We start from the raw sequence: 19,791 nt of genomic DNA, 5'->3' as shown, positions 1-19,791 counted from the left end.
AGTTTGTCGCTGCCTTTTTAACATTTAAAGGGAGCGTTTAGTTTTCTTTGTTTAACTAAACGCTCCCTTAAAGAAGTTTAAAAGAGTTTATTTTTCAGCTACTTGGTCGATTACTGCTTCTGCGACCTCACGCATGGATAGACGACGATCCATTGAGGTTTTCTGGATCCAACGGAATGCTTCAGATTCAGGCATCCCCATACGTTCCATTAGTAGCCCTTTAGCGCGGTCAACTATTTTACGAGTCTCGAAGCGTTCAGTGAGGTCTGCAATTTCGTTTTCCATTGCTAGAATCTCATGCTGACGGTGTAAAGCAATTTCAACAGCTGGTAGTAATTCAGCCGGAGTAAATGGCTTCACCACATAAGCCATTGCACCTGCGTCTCGCGCTCGCTCGACCAGTTCAGTTTGGGAGAAAGCGGTTAGCATCACTACTGCACAGGAAAGTTCTTTCAAAATTTTCTCAGCAGCGGTAATACCATCCATTTTCGGCATTTTAACGTCGAAAACACATAGATCTGGTTCTAGTTCTAACGCTTTTTCAACAGCTGCTTCACCGTTGTCACATTCTGCGATTACGTCAAATCCAGCGCTTTTGAGTGTCTCTACGATATCGAGGCGAATCAGGCCTTCGTCTTCGGCGACAATGACGCGACGCGACTTGATTTCGGTTTTGCCCATTAGTATTCCTACTCTAATTTTGATTTCCGATGAACTTAACTATATTCTATTACTTAGTGATTCGATTTTGGAACTTAATGAACCTAAATCATCACGTGCCCTGGTAGCCCAATTGGCAGAGGCAGTCGGCTCAAACCCGGCTCGTTGTGGGTTCGAGTCCCACCCAGGGTACTTTTTTTATGCCGGGAAACACACGGAAAAGTCGGGGTAAGAGATTCAGAAACCACCCTGCGTGCCCGATACGTGCCCGATAGAAAATTAAAAACCATACCAAAACCACTGCCATATTTAGCTTTGAAAACCACAGCCACCGCGAGCGCGTCATAAACCAAAAACACGCCTAACACGGGTACTACTAGCGTGGATGTAACGTTATTCCCCTACTAGCCACACAAAAACCACTAGACTAAAGATTTCTTACGTGCCCCATATCCCCACTACCCGAACTGCCGTCCACCCGGTAACTTAACGCTAACCCCCCTTATCAACAGGCCAGTACCAGCACCCGTATTCTAATCCCCCAGACCCGTACAAACTTTTTTCAACAGGCCACTTCGATAGCCAAACCACCCAAGGGAGGGGGTCTCCCCCGTGCAGTGTCGTAGCTTCCTAACTCTGCTAGCAGGCAACCGCAACTATGAGTGTCGATAAGTATGAACACACACCCTTTATTCCCTGCACTGCAATGGGTACGGCGTTTCACCGCCCCGTCATTTTTGCTGTTATCAGTCTTGACGGCTAGAATCTTGGTTTATCTTTTAGCAATCCAGCTAACTAAGTGAGGGCTAGTTTAATTCAACTTAACATACGCCCCGGGAGATAATGCCCCCCTGGTCGCTAATACCGCTACGCGTGATAGGTTCTCTGTCAGTGTACGGGTTTCAGAGTTTTCAGCGTGTCTCAAGTCACATATTACGGTTGGGGTCTCTGACAGAACGCCGTTAAATACTTTGGTTTCTTGATACTAGAAAACCCGCAAGTAGCTGGTTAGTTCTACTTGCGGGTTTTCCTATCATGGCTCTTCTTGTTGCTTGGCTACTTTAATTATCCGGTATGCACGCGCTCACGGGCAATACGTTTGGGAATTAATTAGCTCACATTTAGACTGTCTTTCACCCAATCTAGATAATCCCGCTTGGTAATCTCAATACTGGTGGTTGCGCGTGGCTGGCTTATCCACTGCTCCATCACCTCCCTGGCCAGACTGTTCATGTGTTCAGGCGCTTGGTAGTCAAACGGGTTCACGCTGTAATCTTGTTCTCCGTCTGCGTGGGTGAGTATGCAAGCATGGTATTTCCATTGCCTACCTGTTTCTTCATCTATTAACGGGAATGTGGTTTCGTGACTGACCATGTAACTGTTTGGCGTACCGTTGTAATCGGTAGTGAGTTCACAATCCGTGCACCACTGGTAGTGTGGTAGCGCGTCTGCGAAAACATCTTCCAGCTGATTCTTCCACTCTATATAGTTGTTGTAGGCTAGGCCAGTTAAAGTTAGCTTAGACATCGGTTTATTCTCCAATAATGTAAGTGTAGACATCAGGACACGTGCAAGAAAATTGTGTCCTGACTTTACTTTTTGCTTGATATTCCGCCTAAAAGTGTAGACAACGCTTGTAGTAGCCGTTGCCTGTTGTCCACACTTTATTCAATCCAGTAGCTGTAAGTGTTGCCGTCGCGTTCACTCTTTGCGCCAATGTCTTTTAACGCGCGCGACCAGGTTCGTTTGTTTTCGTCTATCCCTGCTTCACGTGCCCGTTTCTCAAGCTCACTGCGAGTAACCTTCTGGCCAGATACTAACTGATCACGTAGGAAACCAGATAAAGTACCTACCTTAGTAGCGTGTTCAACACTATCTGGCATACGGTTATTCAAGGCTTCTACACTTACCTGGCTTTCACCTTGTTCTTTCACACACCCCGCTGTACTAACTTCACCTTCACAATCCACATATTCAACTGAAACAAGTTGGAACGCATACGGCTTCGTATCAGCTAACCCACCATTGAGCTTATTCACCTGAAAAACCTTATTACCCGTGTCAGGATCTTCAGCAAAAACAATCACCCCGCGAGCGCTATCGCGCCATTGATGTGAGCCGGACATGATCTCATCCGATACGCCACCACCTTTCTTATTGTGGTGCACCCCGAGAATAGTGCATTCAGTTCGGGTTGCTAAGCGCACCAGTTCTGAGATCAGTTCTTGTACGTCTTGGGCTTTGTCTTGTTTACCTATCTGAGTTCGTGCGATAGGGTCGAATACAAGGGCTTTAAGGTTATGTGTCCTGATTACTTCTTCTAGCTGGTTAATGTGCGTTGGGACTTTCAGCGTTGGGAAAATATCAGGGTCTCTATCTAGCGTAAACGTACGGACGCGGGTTAGGTCTGCTCCGTTCACTTTGTAGCGTGGCACTGTCACCATCGCCATATTATCTTCGACACTGTAGATGCCAATGTTAATAGGCGTACCTTTATACGCGCCGTCTAATTCCCCCTTACTGGCTTTGCCCATTAAGTACGCTAGGTATGTGCTTTTACCGCAACCACCTTTACCAGAAAAAAGTGTGACAGTATTTAATGCGATGAAGTCTTGCCAAAAATATTCGACACGTTTCATTGGAATCTCACTTAACGGGATCATGTGAATAACGTTTTTAGCTCCAGCGTTTTCTTCTACCGTCCCACCTTCAGCACTTACACAAGCGGGCTCTGCCACCGAATATGCTAACCTTTCTTGTTCTGTTTGCTGTTTAGGCGTTCCATACCCTTTCTCTGCAAGCGCTTTGGCGCTGGCTTTACCATCCCCATTGTGGTTAAGAATGGCATACGCCCAAAACTTGCTGATACTCTGACCTATTGGGAAACACGTACTGCTAGAGAAAACCCATAGACAACCGTTACCCGCATAGTTAATAGTTGCGCTAGCACCTTCCCTAACATCCTTACCTGGCCGTGTCCAAAACTCCTGGCCATTAGCCTGGTAATTAAACTGCCACCCATAAGGTTCTATAATCTCTGACCAACTAGCCTTGTTATTGAAGTCATCACCGGGTCGAACAATCCAACGATCATCTTCAATCAACGCCTGCTGACCAACCATAAGCACGCTCGCGGGTGCTACTGTTTTTTCTGGTTCGGGCATCTGGTTGAATGACTGCATGATTTTGTGGATCATCTGGTATTCTTCCGCGTTCACAGTGGGGATATGCGCCCATGGTGTGGGTGAGGTACTGGTGAGTTCCCACCCGCTTGTAATCAGTTCAGGTTGGTTGTGGCACTCTTTTGGTGTGGGTGCGACAATACTATAGCCACCTTCCCCGCGGGTTTCGATAACTACTTCCCCTTCAGCGTTGCAAGCTAGTTTCGTGTTTTTGAGGACTGGTGTACCCTGCACGCGATAATAAAAGTGCCGTCCCCCGCTAGGTGTGTATTCGCTCCACACTTCATTACCTATGAAAACTTTGGTGAATAGTTCTCCTGCACCGCGAGCATTGAATGCAGTATAGATATCGTTTAAAGGGATAGCGGGCTTCGGTTCTGCATTAGGGTTATGCTTGCCTGCACCTTCGATTTCTAGCATTTCAAGGTTGCCACTTACCGCGCCAGTAATTACCGCTACGCCAAGGTTATTCGGGCTATTAAACCATGCTTTCACCTGGTCTGTTGTTGCGGGGATCTGCTGATATTCTTTCCAACGTACAGTGGTTTTCTTACTTGCTCCAATGGGTAAAATACTAAGTCCATTGGCTTGCATCAATTGCGCGGTTTCCCTGAGATCTAACGGGTTTTGTGCTAAAATAATAGGTGTTCTTGTCCCCGTAGCTATGGTGGTTACGGGGATGTTTTTTTCATTCACGCTTAGTTCCCCATTCCCTTTGTGACGGCAGAGGAAATATAAGCGTCTAGGTCAGTAGATAGGATTCTGACTGCACGTCCAAAACGAACGCTTTTAAGGTTGTTTGAATAGATTAGTTTCCACACCATCTGTTGCGATAGGTTAAGTAATAATGCGACCTGCTTAACGTCATAGGCCATCGGTGCAATCTCATTTTTTACCACGGGCATGGTTTTACCGGTACTATAAGTCATAGATCCCTCCTAAGGGGGTCTTGTTTTAACCAACAATAAAAATAGAGGCTAAGCTCTTTTTGGTTGGTGGTCGGAATTGCCGTTCCGGCCACCAACATTTTTTATTCCATGACTTCAGGGTTTCCTCCCCTAGTCATTTACCATTATCCACAGCGTATTACCGTTTGTCTTGCCTGATGTGGCATCAAGATTTATACACTTCAATCAAATTTCACCTGTTGTCCACTCAATTCCCATCGAAACAAGCACCACAAAACCCCTGATTTGCAACGATTAAAACACAAGCAATTGACTATACGTGTTTTCCACAGAACAATTACCCACCTAGAAAAATGATGTTTGTATTAGCAATACCGATAGTTGCGGTTCAATGTACTCCTGCAAACTTACATATTCATCTAGCATGCTTCAACTCAACAACATTCCCAGTATCCTGCACGCCCGCGAGCGCGTCATAAACCAATTGCGCTATCAGGCGTTTACGGTCTAAGTCTGAGTGGGTGTACCGTAGGGTGATGTCCCCACCTTTAGAGTGTCCGATGTAGCTTTTCACGTCTGCGCGGTTGTATCCTTGGCCGTCAAACGTTTCTACTAGAGTTACTACTGTGTGCCTTAGTTCGTGGGGTTTAATAGGGGGGATACCCAGGCGCTTGCAGGTATATAGTAGGGCTTCATATGGGCGTGTACCTGGCATGGGTTCAAGCGGATTAGTTTTCTTCGGGAAGATATAAGCGTCTGCGCTCAATGCTCCTACTGTTTCGCAATGGGCTTTAACTATGCGCATAATCTCCGGTGCTATTGGGACAATGCGAGTACCGGCTTCACTCTTAGTCGTATTACGGTAATCAGTGTTCTTACCCGTACCCGTCACGGCCTGAGTGATACTTAGGGTATTTTCGGTAAAGTCGAGACTGCCACGCTTCAACGCCCGCAACTCACTACTACGCAAACCTGTAACAGCTAACAACCACAACATAGCCTGGTGTTTAGGATACGCTTCGCCTAGTACAGTTCGGACAATATGAACAGGGTAGGCTTTGCGCGGTTGGCGCTCGCGGTCTGCTTTTACTTCTTTTGTGGCTAGTCGTTGTAGGTATTTTTTGCCGGTGATTGGGTTGAATGGGATTATGTCACGGTCTACAGCTTCGTTTAGGACGCGCCTTAAATGGTTGTAGCAGGGTTTGCGCACGCCTTTGCTTTTCCCGGCTTCAAACAGACTTTCAAGCCACTTCCCTACCATCTGGTGAGTTAGTTGCTTGATTGGGGTTGCACCTAAGTGTGGTGTGATGTGGTTGCGCCATTGGCTTTCCATAGCCCTTAAACTACTTTTCGCTAGGGGCTCTTCACTAAACCACTGGTAAGCAAACTCATCTAAGGTAAGTGCGTCTGCTAGTGCTTGCTGTGCTTCTGCTTCGGCTTCGGCCTTAATCTGGTCGGGGTGTTTCCATTCCCCGCGCTCTAAGTCTGCTTGTTGTTGTGCAAGCCATGCTTTAGCGCTTGTTTTGGTAGCGAATGTTGTTGGTGCGTTTATGCGTTCTAGCGTTCCTGGAATGAAGTAGCGGGCTTGAAAACGCCCGGATGCTAGTTTTCTAATGCTTCCGAAACTGTTGCGCGCCATTTTTCCACCTCTTTTTTTACGGTTGTTTTTTAGTTTTCGTTGCTATTACGCTATAAAGTGGCTTTTTTTCGTGCCCGATACGTGCCCGATACGTGCCCGAAACCCATCTAAAACCATACTAAACCATGCTAAATAATAAAATCTAGAGACACACACTTTCCCCCGGAATACCGCCAAAAAGTCCACTTTCCCCCGGAATGTCAACACACCCTAAAAATACCCTAAGCCTGTTCGAGTCCCACCCAGGGTACTTTTTTATGCCTAGAAACACGCGGAAAAGTCGGGGTCAGGGGTTCAGAAACCACCCTACGAGGGTCGTACGAGGGGGATAAACTCGCAGCTTCGTGCGTCATACGTGCGACAAGCGTGTATCGCACGTGTATCAGCGTGCCCGATATGTGCCCAATAAAAATCAAATTCAATAACCCTGATATCGGTCTTATCCAGCTACTCACCGGCATGCATTTCAATTTCTACGCAAAAGTTCCTCAGTCTTGGTAGATGACTGACTCCTGTGCCCATAAACAGGCATTGGAATTATTAAATTCCTCTCGGAATCAATAAACTCCCGAACAATGAGAATCGGTTTTTGGACAATTTTTAGAAAATTCTTAAAAACCGGTTGGTTTCAGGGTAAAACTGAAGCATTCACGGACAATTTTTAGAAAATTCCCCGAAAACGCGAAAGTTTTCATAGCCTGAGAATTCATTACAGCCGTGCCAAGCATAGTAACCACGTCTTTGATAATCTCAAGGGCGGGGCTTCCGCTTTCTGCCAGCTTCTACATGCCTCAGGAAATGCCCAGATTCGCATAATAGACACCTATTCGCAAAAACTGTCTTCTTTCAGCTGTTTCGTCATAATTTTCGTTAGTTTTTAGACTGTTTCTATAAGAAACTGTCTAAAAACACCCGATCACTTCTAAAATCACTAGCTGCAGACAGATTCCGCAAACAACATTTACTCAGTTCCTCGCTTCACCAGCTTCAATCTCAGCTAGGAAACGCTTTAGGTGCCCGCGCATAGTCATCGTGCCTGTCTGTACACCGCACAGTGAGATTGCCTCATTCAGAATACGCTTAGCTTCCGTTACCCTGCCCTCACGGTTGTGAACGCCAGCTAAATACATCATGGTTAGCACGCGGTCATCTAAATTCCCTGCATCTGTAAAGACCCTAACCTGTTCAGAAAGCTTTTCAACAGCCTCATCTGCTGTCCACAAATCCAAATAAGTGCGGATATTACGTAAAACATGCTGAGCTGGTACCAACACGCGATCACGCTCATGCAAAACCGCAAACGCGACTTCAAGCTCTGTAACTTCAGACAGCAAAACCCGTGCCCGTACTTTATCTACTTCACTGATATTACCCGGACGCGAAACCAGCTTCTCAGCCATTAGCGTCTTTTGTAACGCTAAAGCTTTAAAACTCTGCTCAGTTTCCAAGGTAAGCTCAGCAGGCATTTCAGCTTCAACTGCAGCTAACAACCATGATTGATAGTCAATCGCCAGTTGGAACTCACCTTCTGCAGTAGCAGTAGCCGCAATCTGCTGGGCAAACTGAATCTTCTGGGCCTCGTCCTTACACAGATGGTAGGCCAGCTGATATTCCCGCAAAGCACTTTGCAAAAACTCGGCTTCCTCATAAAGCCCACCCAAAGTCCACCTAGCCGTAACTGCTAAAGAACTCTTTGCAAACTCTGGCGCTAAATCTAAGGAAGTCTGCAGGACCTCTAAGGCCTCATCACGACGACGCAAACGATGAAGTACCACGGCAAGCTTGTAACCAACATAAGCCTGGTAGGTTGTTGCTCCTAAGGCTGCATAAAGGTTTAGCAACTGTCGGAAAGCTCCCGCTGCTTCATCGAAATAACCGGCTGCTGAACTGCAATCGCCAATCAAATCCAGGGCGAACAGGCGAATGCCCAGGGGATCTTTCAATCCTTCAAGTCGCATTGCGGCATCAGCTGCTAAGCAAGCGTCTGAATACTGCTTCGACCTCATATTCAACGATGCGTCTACCAATAAACCAGCGAGTTCTTCCTCAACTGATCCGGGTTCCGGTTCGCTAAAGAACGCAGCGGAAAAATCCCACGGCTTGTTCCGGTATTTCAACACTAAATTCCAAAACTCGGTGATTTCATTAACCTCCGCCTGATCAGCAGCGAAAATTGTGAGTTCATCAACCGAAGGTAGTTCGCCCTCAGTTTTAAAGAGCTTCTGGAATAGGAAAACATAGCCGGAACTAAAACTACCGTAGCCACTAAGGATACCTTGGAAAAGCTGGCTTACGGACTTCTGTTGCCAACTGGTATCTAAACTGATTGGAGCAAGTGGTTTCTCATCCCCTGCCAATTCCCCTGCAGATCCTTCAGTCGAACGGGTAGATTCACCTGCCACCGCGTAATCAATAGTATCTTCAGTAAACAGACCAGCAATATCAGGCACTGCTGCTGGTTCCACCGTGTGTGCTAGTGGAGTTGGTTGCAAACGACGTTCAACAGAGGCTACGTGCCGTTTCACTTGCAGTCCTGGACGAGTATCAAACATAGAGGCAATTTTTACCGCCAGGTTACGCATCCAATCGTAGGCTTCCTGCACAGTTGGGTTCACCAAAGTCGCACAGGGTGCCCAAGGCAAATCCTCACCCGGTAAAATCAGCTGCAGCTGCTGAGTTGGCTGGTCAAGTTGCGTACTTAGCAACAGAGCGCCTTCTACCGCCAGATCTTGCAAAATACGCGGAGTTTCTGCTTCCGCCCACCATGGCAGGTGGCGCAACAGGATACGCAAACCACGTTCAATTCGATGAGGGCGCCCAGCCATACCGCTCAGATACAAAAAATGTAAATGTGAGGGAATGTCCTCAAGGTAACGTGAAGAATCCTGGTAACGACGGTACGCGCGCGTATGCGCACTCCAAGCAGAAGCATCATCCCCAACACGTGACCAAGGCTCCATCATTTCGGTAAGTAAAGCCTCTGGCTGTGAGTCGCACATATCGCCCTCGAAAGCTAAAGCGGTCTCCCCAACCTGCACGGCCTTATCCCACTGCCCAGCACGCGTATAGTAGGCTACCTCGTAACCCGGGTCACAGCGAGGGCAGTCAGACAATTCAGATTCAGGCGCCGCATACCAAGCCTGGTAAGCGTCCTCCGCAGCCTCATCAGAACCATAGTCCTTCTCAAATAGGAACTTACGGATATGGTAAGCCCGCATGCCATCACCCTGCTGCAGGTAAAACTTACGCATTTCCTCAAGCAAAGACTCACACTGTTGCACGGGCACAGTCGGGACACTTCTAACCGCCCCAATCACATACTTATAATGCCAAGCATGTGAAAAAGTAAGCTCCCCGCCGAACAAATCAGGGCGTTCCTTAAACTTCTTATCACACCAAATAAACGGTGCAATCACGCGAGTTCCCTGGCCACCCACCGCATAGGTGGAAGTCAACTGCACGTAGCAAATCACGGCTTCTTGTTCATAGCCTTGTGCTTCAGCAATCTCAGCCGCTTTTGCCCACAGATCAGCAGCCGTTTTACCCGGAGGCGTATTAGCTGCCTCAGACATCAAATTATGCAATTCATCTAAAGTAGTCATAAATCCTCAAACCTCACTTAAAGCTGTTAATCGAACGATTGATTAGCTCAGAAAATACCTGGGTAGACCAATGTTTAACTTCCGGTGTCAGCGGATGGTGCCCACTTAACAATGCCTGCACGTAGAAACCGCGCACTGCCAGTTCAATCGTGCTCGTGTCCGCAAGGTTAGCCAACTGATTAACCACCGTAGACTGGGCGTTAAACACCACCTGGTCCCGAGCCACTGCAGTCACAGAACCTGACATATTTTCAAGTAGCCCAGCGAAAGCTCCGTCGGCTTGTTTAGCTGCTTTATTCTCTATTTCTTTACCTGCCCCACCCGGCTGCGGTAGATACAGCATCGGCATTGAGGCAGGCTGGAAGCTACGAATCACCACGTCAACTTTCTGTGACTCTAAAGCCTGTGAAGCGTGTTCTAGGAAAGTCAGGTAGTTGATTTCCTCCATGAAATCCAATGCCTGCAGGGAAGCAAGAATCTCAGAGACTTTAACTTCGCGCACATTTAACGCCGGATTATCCAACTTAACTTGTGCAAAAAGCTGCTCATCGAAAGCATACCCACCATTAACAATCAGTAGATCTTGAGCTTCAGCAACAGCAGCAATAGAGCGGAAATCATCCGTAGTCCGTGAATAGATAATCCCCTGTTCCAGGCTCATAATCTCATTCAAAGTACGGAAACCAAGCGTAGTTTCAAAAGGAATAGTTTCTACCACCAGTTGGCGAGTCTGCGCATCATGTACAGCCAGTGCTTTCATCCCCACCATGTGCGTGCGCATAAACTTCACAAAAAGTTCAAAATCTTCTGCCGCGAGCTTAGCCAGCCAGGCCCGCACTCCACTGCCAATCTGTTCCCGCAGATTTTCTAACAATTCGTCATCGAAAAGGCTTTCCCTCGAAGCTGTCGGTTTCAAATGCTGAGAGTCCACAATCACGCGCACGAAATACGCCCATTCGGGCACTAGATTCGTAACAGTCTTAGAAACCAGCATGTTATGCACGTAGACATGGTGTTTTAAAGTCTGCCCCGGGTGAGCACCCTCGGGAAGAATGAAAGCCATACCCCGCGTACCAGATTCCGGAAAATCCAAAGGAATCCGATCAAACGGGTGGAATCCAAAGTTCGCAGAACACCACTTATCCTGCTCCAGTTTAGAAAGCTCCCAAGGGAAAGCCTGCGCTCCTAAAGAACTGGTAGTTTCGGCATCCTTAACTGTGATAGAAACCGGCAGATGCGCACCATACTCAACAATCAAGTTCTCAATAGTTTTACGCGCAAACAGAGGTTCTTCCCCACGAGATTTCAAGACAATCATCGTACCCGGCCCCACAAAATCAGCAGGAATTTCAGAGGGCGCTAAAGTCTGAACTTCCCAAGTTCCATCTCCACTACCCCGCCAACAAACTACCTCTGCCGCAGGTGACGTAGCTGATTGAGAATAAACCACAATCGTCTGCGTAACCATAAAGCACGAAAGTAAGCCGATACCAAACTGACCAATGAACTCAGCTCGAGCCATTCCCAATTCATCACGTTTAGAAGTTGAACCAATCGAGGCAAGTAAATCTTTAGTCTGCTGAAGCGTCAAACCAATCCCGGAATCAGTCACTACCAGGCGACGCACGCCATCAGTCGCGAAACAAACCTCTGCAGGGCAGGTCGGATCAAGCTTCTGCCGGGCAGTGATAGCGTCAAAACCGTTTTGTAAAAGCTCTCTAATGAAAACCTTTGGGCCTGAATACAGGTTACGCGACAGGACTTCAACCAAGCCGGAAAGATTTACTTGAAAATGATTGGCCATGGACCTAGGAACCTCCAAAATGAATGGCAGACCAGTAAAATCGAAAAACGCAACTAGGCAGAAAGAGCAGGAATCTCAAAATCTTCCATGTACTTCTGTACTGCCTGCACACCGTGAGCAATACCAATCATCACCGCTTGCTCAAGTTGGTCATCATCCATCCCCTCAGCAGTGAGAAAAGCCGTATCCACCAGCAACTGTGGTTGCCCCTCAGCCTTATCAATCACTGCAGTCCCAAACACAGCATCAAAGTTCCATTGATTAGCCCACTTCAAAAGCGTTACGTACTCAGCTTCGGCTGGTTGCATGCCAACTGTAGAAGCGCGCACCACTAAGTTAGCGTCCTCTACCACCAGCATCGTTGGGATTCCCTCAAAATAAGCAGCAATCGCTACGCTTCCTTCCAAAGTTTGAAAATTAAACTCAAGCTTTTCAAGCAGTGCAACTACCCGATCGAAAGTTACTGCAGCTGGCTGAGATTCCTTAGAATTCTTGTACCAGGACATGATTATTCTCCTGCCTTAACGTACTGAGGGAACACTTCCTTAAGCTTAGAAACCACTTCAAAAATCCCTGAGAAACTCGAATGTAAAAACGCCTCTACCTGAGCGTCAGAAAAACCATGTTCGTTAGGAAGATTAGCTTCAAAACGAACAGTCACGTCTTCTTCAGAAACCACACAGTAGCTCTTTGGACGCATCATGCCCGCATTGATGGTATTCAACAGCTCCATCACTTCAGCCTGCGCAGCAGTCGGAATAGTCTCACAACGCCAAATTGCCAACATACGCACCAGATTGTCAGAAATTAGAGTCCACGACACCACATCGTCGAAAACAACTACGAATTCACCATCTTCATCGATTTGGTACTTCAAACCTACTGATTTCAGTGCAGCTTCGAACCGCTCAGCAGTTAGTTTTGGCAGGGACATTAGGGTTCCTTTCCACCTTTTAAAATGCTTAAAACCATTATAAGTTAGCCCCTCTGACAAAATGAATCGCAATAATATTTCAGCTCTGCGTCCCCTCAAAACCCCATGAAACTGATATAGGCAACTTACACGTAACTAAAAACAAGGTTCCAACAAAGCAGAAACACTCAATTAACCGCCCTCGAAAATATGAAAAACTCCCTAAAAGCCCGTGAAAAAACGCCATCTAGGACTTTAGCGAACCCCACTTAAAAAACCGCGCGATAACCTGGTATCAAACGAAAAATCTCAATATCTAAGGAGTAATCGTGGCAGAGTTTCTCTACGAAGATATGTTGCCAATCAAATCCGACCCAACCGAATACCGCCTCATCACCAAAGAAGGTGTCGAAGTAGTAGAAGGCCCAGACGGTCGCAAATTCCTCAAAGTCGCTCCTGAAGCACTGCGACTGCTCACCGAAACCGCAATCCACGATATCTCCCACTACCTGCGCACCCCACACTTGCAGCAACTACGCAATATCTTGGACGATGAAGAAGCATCCGCAAACGACAAGTTCGTTGCCCTGGACCTGCTAAAGAACGCTGTAATTGCTTCCGGAGGCGTACTGCCAATGTGTCAGGACACCGGTACCGCAATCGTTTCCGCAAAACGTGGCCAGCATGTTCTGTCAGAAAGCCAAGACGAAAAAGCTATCGCACGTGGCGTTTACGACGCCTACACCAGCTTGAACCTGCGTTACTCCCAGAACGCTCCAATCACCATGTGGGATGAGCGCAACACCGGTAACAACCTACCAGCTCAGATTGAAATTGCTGCAGACACTAAGCCAGGCCACGAACTGGAATACTCCTTCCTATTCATGGCAAAGGGTGGCGGTTCCGCAAACAAGTCCTACCTATACCAGGAGACTAAAGCCCTGTTGAACCCAGAACGCATGATGCAGTTCGTTGAGGAAAAGATTCGTTCCCTGGGCACTGCAGCATGTCCTCCATACCACTTGGCATTCGTTGTGGGCGGTACTTCCGCAGAATTCTGTTTGAAGGCTGCCAAGTACGCTTCCGCAAAGTACCTGGATGAGCTGCCAACCGAAGGCACCATTGCCGGCCATGGCTTCCGCGATCTGGAAATGGAAGAACAGATTCTGGAACTCACCCGTCAGATTGGCATTGGCGCGCAGTTCGGTGGCAAGTATTTCTGCCACGACGTTCGCGTTATTCGCTTGCCTCGTCACGGTGCTTCCCTGCCAGTAGCGCTTTCCGTTTCTTGCTCCGCTGACCGTCAGGCACGCGCTAAGATTACTCCCGAGGGCGTTTTCCTGGAAGCTTTGGACACCGATCCAGGTCGTTTCCTGCCAGATGTAACTGACGAAGATCTAAACCAGGATGCTTGTGGCGTTTCCTCTACCGGTAAGGGAGCTGCCATCAAGATTGACTTGAACCGTCCAATGCCTGAAGTTTTGGCTGAACTGTCCAAGCACCCAATCAAGACTCGCGTTTCCCTCTCTGGTTCCATCATCGTGGCTCGCGATATTGCCCACGCAAAGATTAAGGAACGTCTGGACGCTGGTGAAGAAATGCCACAGTACTTGAAGGACCACCCAGTTTACTATGCTGGTCCTGCTAAGACGCCTGAGGGCATGCCTTCCGGTTCCTTCGGTCCAACTACTGCTGGCCGTATGGACTCCTACGTTGACCAGTTCCAAGCTGCTGGTGGTTCCATGATTATGTTGGCGAAGGGTAACCGTTCTAAGGCTGTTACCGATGCTTGCCAGAAGCATGGTGGTTTCTACCTCGGCTCTATTGGTGGCCCAGCTGCTCGTTTGGCGCAGGACTGCATCAAGAAGGTTGAGCTGGTTGAATACCCTGAGCTGGGTATGGAAGCTATTTGGAAAATTGAAGTTGAGGACTTCCCAGCTTTCATCGTGGTAGACGATAAGGGTAATGACTTCTTCGCTGGCACTCAGCAAGTAACTTTGACCATCGGCAAGCGCCCAGGTCTATAAGCCATAGCTAAATAGTTTTGCGGGGCTACGTGGTTTTCCACGTAGCCCCGCAAACTTTTGTTTTAACTCAGGCGCAAGGAACCAGGGTTAGTCCCAGGAACTGTGCTGCTGCACAACGCTGTTCTGGAATAGATAGTGCGTTGATTGCTGCTTCTACCGCTTCATCGTTTAGGCTCATGAACCATGGTCGTACTGCTTCTGCAAGGTTTTCTTCCAGTAGGTTCAGGGCCTGTCGGCTGGTCTGAGTATCGTAAATAGAGTATTTCTTCATTTTCTTCTCTTTCTTCTTCGTCCTGACAGGTAAGCTGTGCGCGTCGATCGCGCAGGTAAACTTACGTGTCGTCATTTTGTTGAGCTGGCACCATGCTTCACTGACTGATGCTTGTCAGGGAGAGGCATTTCCTGAGGGCGCTACCTCAACTGGTTCTATCGAAACTAATCTCATGTTCTCTACACGGATTATATTTGCCGCGGTTGTTTCGATACTGCAAGTTAGTGGCAGGCACGTCCCTGCTTTTCCCTTACAGGCGAACACTCAATACTTTCATGTTTACCTTTTCTTTGCAAAAGATAAACCCTTAAAGTGGGCTAGTTAACAAAATGGGGGGTTGCTCAGTCACTGAGCAACCCCCCCATTAGAATCTTAGGATTAGCCTAAGCCAGCTTCTGGAGATCCACCGATGGAGTAATCAACTTCATCACCAATAGTGTGGATACGCAGAGAGTTGGTGGAGCCAACAGTGCCTGGTGGCATACCTGCCACGATAACCAGGTCATCGCCAAGGTCAGCAATCTGAGACAAACGACAAACCTGATCAACCTGCCAGACCATGTCGTCAGTGTGCTTCACCTCTGGAACACGGTAGGTCTGTACACCCCAGGAAAGCGCCAGCTGGTTACGGGTAGTTTCCAAAGGAGTGAATGCCAACAGTGGAATTGGGCTACGCAGTCGAGACATCTGACGAGCAGTTGAGCCGGACTGGGTAAAAGTAACCAGATACTTAGCATCCAAACGTTCACCGATAGTTGCTGCTGCCATGGTGATAACGGAGCTGCGTTCAACGTTGAAAGCACCAAGTGGTGCAATACGTTCGCCACCGTTTTCTTCAACATTTTCGATGATGCGTGCCATGGTGTGTACGGCTTCGATTGGGTACGCACCCACGGAAGTTTCACCGGAAAGCATTACTGCGTCAGCACCATCGAGGATTGCGTTTGCACAGTCGGATGCTTCTGCACGGGTAGGACGTGGGTTCTTAATCATGGAATCCATTACCTGGGTTGCCACGATTACAGGCTTGGACTGGCGACGAGCCAATTCGATAGCACGCTTCTGTACCAATGGCACGGTTTCCAGAGGCATTTCCACACCCAGGTCACCACGAGCCACCATGATGCCGTCAAAGTTTTCGACGATTTCCAGCAGGTTATCGACTGCCTGAGGCTTTTCAATCTTTGCGATAACTGGGCGTCGGATACCGACTTCGTCCATAATTTCGTGGACGTCTTCGATATCTGCAGCGTTTCGCACGAATGAAAGTGCAATGAAGTCTGCGCCAACTTTCAGACCCCAACGTAGGTCTTCCTTATCCTTTTCGGACAGTGCTGGAACGGACACTGCGACACCTGGTAGGTTGATGCCCTTGTTGTTAGAAACCATACCTGGTACTTCAACGCGGGTTACTACGTCAGTGTCGTTAACTTCAACGACACGAACCTGCACGTTACCGTCGTCAATCAGCAGACGGTCACCTGGGCGGCAGTCACCTGGCAGTCCCTTGAAGGTGGTACCTACGAGTTCCTTGGTGCCTGGGACATCGCGGGTAGTGATGGTGAAGGTATCACCAACTTCCAGCATGTGTGGACCGTTTTCAAAACGTTCCAGGCGAATCTTTGGCCCCTGCAGGTCAACGAGAATAGCAATCGCACGACCAGAGGTACGAGCTGCTGCACGCACACGTCGGATTACTTCCTCATGTGCTTCCATGGAACCGTGGGAACGGTTAATTCGGGCAACGTCCATGCCAGCGTCAACAAGAGCTTGAATCTGCTCTGGGCTTTCAGTTGCTGGACCGATAGTACATACAATCTTTGCTCTGCGCATATTTCTATTCTACGTTCTTTTCTTCTTTTTCCGAGGATTCAACGAAAGTTGAAGCTCCTCGTTTTCCTGCTAAATAAAATCCTACCGCACCAACCGCAAAGAATACTGCTGCTGCCCAAACGTTCACTCTAACGCCGAGGATATAGTTCGCTGGTTCAATTCTAATCATTTCGATCCAGAATCGTCCAAAACAATAGCCCATAATGTACAAGAACATTACCTGGCCGCCCTTGAAAGTTAGCTTCTTATCAAGGTAAAGAATCAGTGCGACGACGCTTAAATTCCACAGTACTTCATAGAGGAAAGTAGGGTGAAACAAGGTACCTGAAGCGTATCCCGCAGGTAAGTGTGCGTCGTCAATTTCCAAGCCCCAAGGCAGTGTTGTAGGTTGTCCGAAAAGCTCCTGATTAAACCAGTTTCCGAAACGTCCCATTGCCTGCGCCAGTAGAATCGTTGGCGCAACTGCGTCAGCAAACGGACCAAATTTCAGACCTTTACGGCGTAATACCAGCAGCGCGGCAGCTGAACCAGCCAATACGCCACCCATAATAGCCAAACCACCGTGCCAAATGTAAAGAATCTCAATCAGGCTACCGTCCTTACCGAAATACGGTTGCCAGTTAGTGGTCACGTGGTAAAGGCGGGCCCCCAGCACGCCAAAAATAATCGCGAATAAGGCTACGTCATAAACTACTTCCGGGTCTCCCCCGCGACGTGCGTAGCGTAAACGAGTTAGGTAAACGGCAACCAGCATGCCGGTTGCGATAATCATGCCGTAAGCGCGGAATGGAATTGGCCCTAAATACCACACGCCCTGTGAGGGAGACGGAATGGAAAGGTCAACTAGTTGTGTCCAAATAGTACTTGCGATTAAGGCATTCATATTCTAAGTTTAGCCTCTATTTTGGTATAACTCGTGCTGAGTCCTGAGAATATGCATTTTCACGCGTTCTTTGCGGTCAGTCAATAGTGCTGGATGCTGGCCAGTTACCACCAGTTCCTGCATTCGTGCAGTGATATTAGGGCTGCGAAGTAAAGCTTCTCCAACCATGATGGCGTCCGCGCCCATTTTCGCATACTCAATGATTTCTTTTGGCCCCTGTACGCCAGCAGCAGCCACTGCGGTGACTTCCGCAGGAACGATGTCAAAAATTTCTGCCATTTTGTAGCAGTCTAGTTCCTGCGTTTGGAGATTGCGTGCATTCACACCGATAACTTTAGCTCCCGCATCTAATGCGGTTAGTAGTTCTAGCCGGCTTTCAACTTCGACTAAGGCTGTCATTCCCAGGGATTCAGTTCGTTCAATAAAGCTTTCTAACTGGGCTTGATTTAAAAGACCGACGGTTAATAGAACCATGTCTGCGCCATTAACGCGGGCTTCGAGGATTTGGTATGGGGAGATTATGAAGTCGGTTTGCAGCACGGGGATATCTACGCATTTGCGTACCCGACATAAATCGGCGTTGCTGCCTCCAAAAAAGTTTTTCTCCGTTACGCAAGAGATAATGCTGGCTCCCCCATTTTCGTATTCCACGGCGACTCTGCCGGGGTCAGTGAGGGGGTGAAGATTTTTTATGGAAGGGGTGGATCGTTTGATTTCTCCGATGATTGAGACAGCTCCGGGGGTGGAACGTAAGGCTAAACAGGCATCTTTGGGCGTGGGTGCTTTATGTGCCCATTCGCGGATTTGTTCTAAGGGAACTTGGGATTCGCGAGCTGCTAAGTCAGCTTGGACGCCGGCAATAATTTGGTCAAGAATGCTCATGGTAACCTCCTTCCGTTGATAAGACTACCGCGTCTGTCTACCACATCACAAAAATGCCCAGCTTTTGGTCACCACTAAATTTATTTCTTCGTTTCCTGTTCCGGCTCAGCATTGTTGCCCGCGGGCTTGTCAGATTTTTCGTTCATTTCTTTTCCGAGGGCGGATTTTGACTCTTCTCCGTTGGAATCAGAGCTTTGTCTTTCTTTTTCCCTGGTTCGGTACCAATGATGTCGATTACCATCATCAGGTCAGTTTCACCAGTTGCTTGTTCAGCCGGAATAGTTACGGCTAGTCGACTGCCTACTCGCTGATCTAATAGTGCTACCTGTAGCCCCGGGAAGGCAGTTTCTAAATCGATTGCCTGTGGAATACCTGTTGTCCAGGTAGAGGAACGAACTACTGCGTCATCCCAGCCAACGGCAATAAACTGAGCAACGACGTTATCATTTTCAAGGACCTGTGCCCCATCACCAATAATGAGCTGTTGGATTACAACGTCCTCGGGAGCTGTAACTTTCGCGTGGGTAACTAACGGCCCCGCATCATTAAACGTGACGGAAAGCGGACCGCCGGGATTCTCATTAGTTTTGCCATGTGCAGCTGAGTAGAGAATATCCACTACGTTAATTTCCGTAGTAAGTTTTTCTCTCTGCTTCACAGGGCGCACAAAAAGTACTCGCGCCCCCTCATTTTTCCCCAATAAACCAGCTAAAAGAGTCTTATCAAAAAACTGTTCAGTAGCTGGCCCAATATGTAGGACTGAACGCCCTGTTTCGGAAAGCAGCTCTCCTGTTTCACCAGAGAACGACGTAACTGAAATCAACAAAGGGGCTTCTGGCTGAATCTCACGCCCAGTACCGGCAGCTAGTTCCACAGATTTAGGTGAAGTAACTGAGACTGGTCGTTCCAAAGCTAGCGTTGGGATACGCCCTACCTGCCCCGATACCTGCACAATGTCAGTCCATTGAATCAGCTGCTTTTCAGCATTTTCTTCCCGTTGGTTAATAACCAAAATCGCTGTGGAAACCACGGTGAAAATAACCACTAGCGCCAGGGCCTCACGCCACCAGGACAGGGCTTTACGCCACCAGACATTACGCCGTTCAACGCGGGATTGGACTCCCAGCTTCGTTGTCACTGCGGGTGGTTCGTTATTTTCATTCTCGTGGTTTTCTGCAGCGTTCATT

At 48.1% G+C, this 19,791-nt stretch carries 15 protein-coding genes and 1 tRNA gene; 2 read left to right on the top strand and 14 right to left on the bottom strand.

Annotated elements, in window-relative coordinates; genetic code table 11:
* Positions 1-87 precede the first annotated feature (87 nt).
* On the bottom strand, positions 88-681 hold the full coding sequence (locus tag HMPREF0044_RS04235) for an ANTAR domain-containing response regulator (protein WP_006546879.1): 594 nt from the start codon (positions 679-681) through the stop codon (positions 88-90).
* Between the two features lie 97 nt (positions 682-778).
* On the opposite strand from HMPREF0044_RS04235, the gene HMPREF0044_RS04230 reads away from it, so the two are divergent.
* A tRNA-Leu gene (locus HMPREF0044_RS04230) sits at positions 779-852 on the top strand.
* Positions 853-1,770: 918 nt separating this feature from the next.
* Here HMPREF0044_RS04230 and HMPREF0044_RS04225 read toward each other — a convergent pair.
* The 8 genes from HMPREF0044_RS04225 to HMPREF0044_RS04190 all read right to left on the bottom strand — a co-directional run bounded on the left by HMPREF0044_RS04225 (position 1,771) and on the right by HMPREF0044_RS04190 (position 12,729).
* Complete coding sequence (locus HMPREF0044_RS04225) at positions 1,771-2,187, bottom strand: hypothetical protein (RefSeq protein WP_040312800.1); 417 nt, start codon at positions 2,185-2,187, stop codon at positions 1,771-1,773.
* 137 nt (positions 2,188-2,324) lie between these two features.
* Positions 2,325-4,538, bottom strand: coding sequence for an AAA family ATPase (locus HMPREF0044_RS04220; RefSeq protein WP_006546877.1), 2,214 nt, complete (start codon positions 4,536-4,538; stop codon positions 2,325-2,327).
* A 2-nt stretch (positions 4,539-4,540) separates the two neighbouring features.
* Entirely contained in the window at positions 4,541-4,771 is a 231-nt protein-coding gene (locus tag HMPREF0044_RS04215) for a helix-turn-helix domain-containing protein (RefSeq protein ID WP_006546876.1), read from the bottom strand.
* A 394-nt stretch (positions 4,772-5,165) separates the two neighbouring features.
* Positions 5,166-6,389 carry a tyrosine-type recombinase/integrase gene (locus HMPREF0044_RS04210; RefSeq protein ID WP_006546875.1) on the bottom strand — a complete coding sequence of 408 codons (1,224 nt, stop codon included), beginning with the start codon at positions 6,387-6,389 and terminating at the stop codon, positions 5,166-5,168.
* A 965-nt stretch (positions 6,390-7,354) separates the two neighbouring features.
* Entirely contained in the window at positions 7,355-9,991 is a 2,637-nt protein-coding gene (locus tag HMPREF0044_RS04205) for a tetratricopeptide repeat protein (protein WP_006546874.1), read from the bottom strand.
* 13 nt (positions 9,992-10,004) lie between these two features.
* A complete protein-coding gene (locus HMPREF0044_RS04200) occupies positions 10,005-11,795 on the bottom strand; it encodes an HSP90 family protein (protein WP_006546873.1) in 1,791 nt (596 codons plus the stop codon).
* Between the two features lie 53 nt (positions 11,796-11,848).
* Positions 11,849-12,301: a YbjN domain-containing protein gene (locus tag HMPREF0044_RS04195; RefSeq protein ID WP_006546872.1), complete on the bottom strand. Its 453-nt coding sequence runs from the start codon at positions 12,299-12,301 to the stop codon at positions 11,849-11,851.
* A 2-nt stretch (positions 12,302-12,303) separates the two neighbouring features.
* Positions 12,304-12,729 (bottom strand): YbjN domain-containing protein, encoded by a 426-nt coding sequence (locus tag HMPREF0044_RS04190; RefSeq protein WP_006546871.1) that lies wholly within the window; start codon positions 12,727-12,729, stop codon positions 12,304-12,306.
* Positions 12,730-13,037: 308 nt separating this feature from the next.
* On the opposite strand from HMPREF0044_RS04190, the gene HMPREF0044_RS04185 reads away from it, so the two are divergent.
* A complete protein-coding gene (locus tag HMPREF0044_RS04185) occupies positions 13,038-14,735 on the top strand; it encodes a fumarate hydratase (protein ID WP_006546870.1) in 1,698 nt (565 codons plus the stop codon).
* 67 nt (positions 14,736-14,802) lie between these two features.
* Here the strand turns inward: HMPREF0044_RS04185 and HMPREF0044_RS04180 are convergent, their stop codons facing one another.
* The 5 genes from HMPREF0044_RS04180 to HMPREF0044_RS04160 all read right to left on the bottom strand — a co-directional run bounded on the left by HMPREF0044_RS04180 (position 14,803) and on the right by HMPREF0044_RS04160 (position 19,790).
* Positions 14,803-15,006 carry a hypothetical protein gene (locus HMPREF0044_RS04180; protein ID WP_040312798.1) on the bottom strand — a complete coding sequence of 68 codons (204 nt, stop codon included), beginning with the start codon at positions 15,004-15,006 and terminating at the stop codon, positions 14,803-14,805.
* Between the two features lie 378 nt (positions 15,007-15,384).
* On the bottom strand, positions 15,385-16,839 hold the full coding sequence (gene pyk, locus HMPREF0044_RS04175) for a pyruvate kinase (RefSeq protein ID WP_006546868.1): 1,455 nt from the start codon (positions 16,837-16,839) through the stop codon (positions 15,385-15,387).
* Between the two features lie 4 nt (positions 16,840-16,843).
* Positions 16,844-17,722, bottom strand: coding sequence for a prolipoprotein diacylglyceryl transferase (gene lgt / locus HMPREF0044_RS04170; protein WP_006546867.1), 879 nt, complete (start codon positions 17,720-17,722; stop codon positions 16,844-16,846).
* 9 nt (positions 17,723-17,731) lie between these two features.
* Positions 17,732-18,604 carry an indole-3-glycerol phosphate synthase TrpC gene (locus HMPREF0044_RS04165; RefSeq protein WP_006546866.1) on the bottom strand — a complete coding sequence of 291 codons (873 nt, stop codon included), beginning with the start codon at positions 18,602-18,604 and terminating at the stop codon, positions 17,732-17,734.
* Between the two features lie 142 nt (positions 18,605-18,746).
* On the bottom strand, positions 18,747-19,790 hold the full coding sequence (locus tag HMPREF0044_RS04160; RefSeq protein ID WP_006546865.1) for an FKBP-type peptidyl-prolyl cis-trans isomerase: 1,044 nt from the start codon (positions 19,788-19,790) through the stop codon (positions 18,747-18,749).
* Position 19,791 lies beyond the last annotated feature (1 nt).

Origin of the sequence: Gleimia coleocanis DSM 15436 (assembly GCF_000159015.1) — a bacterium.
Classification (GTDB): Bacteria; Actinomycetota; Actinomycetes; order Actinomycetales; family Actinomycetaceae; genus Gleimia; species Gleimia coleocanis.
The sequence above is the reverse complement of the archived record's forward strand: the minus strand, read 5'-3'. Positions and strand labels throughout refer to the sequence as shown.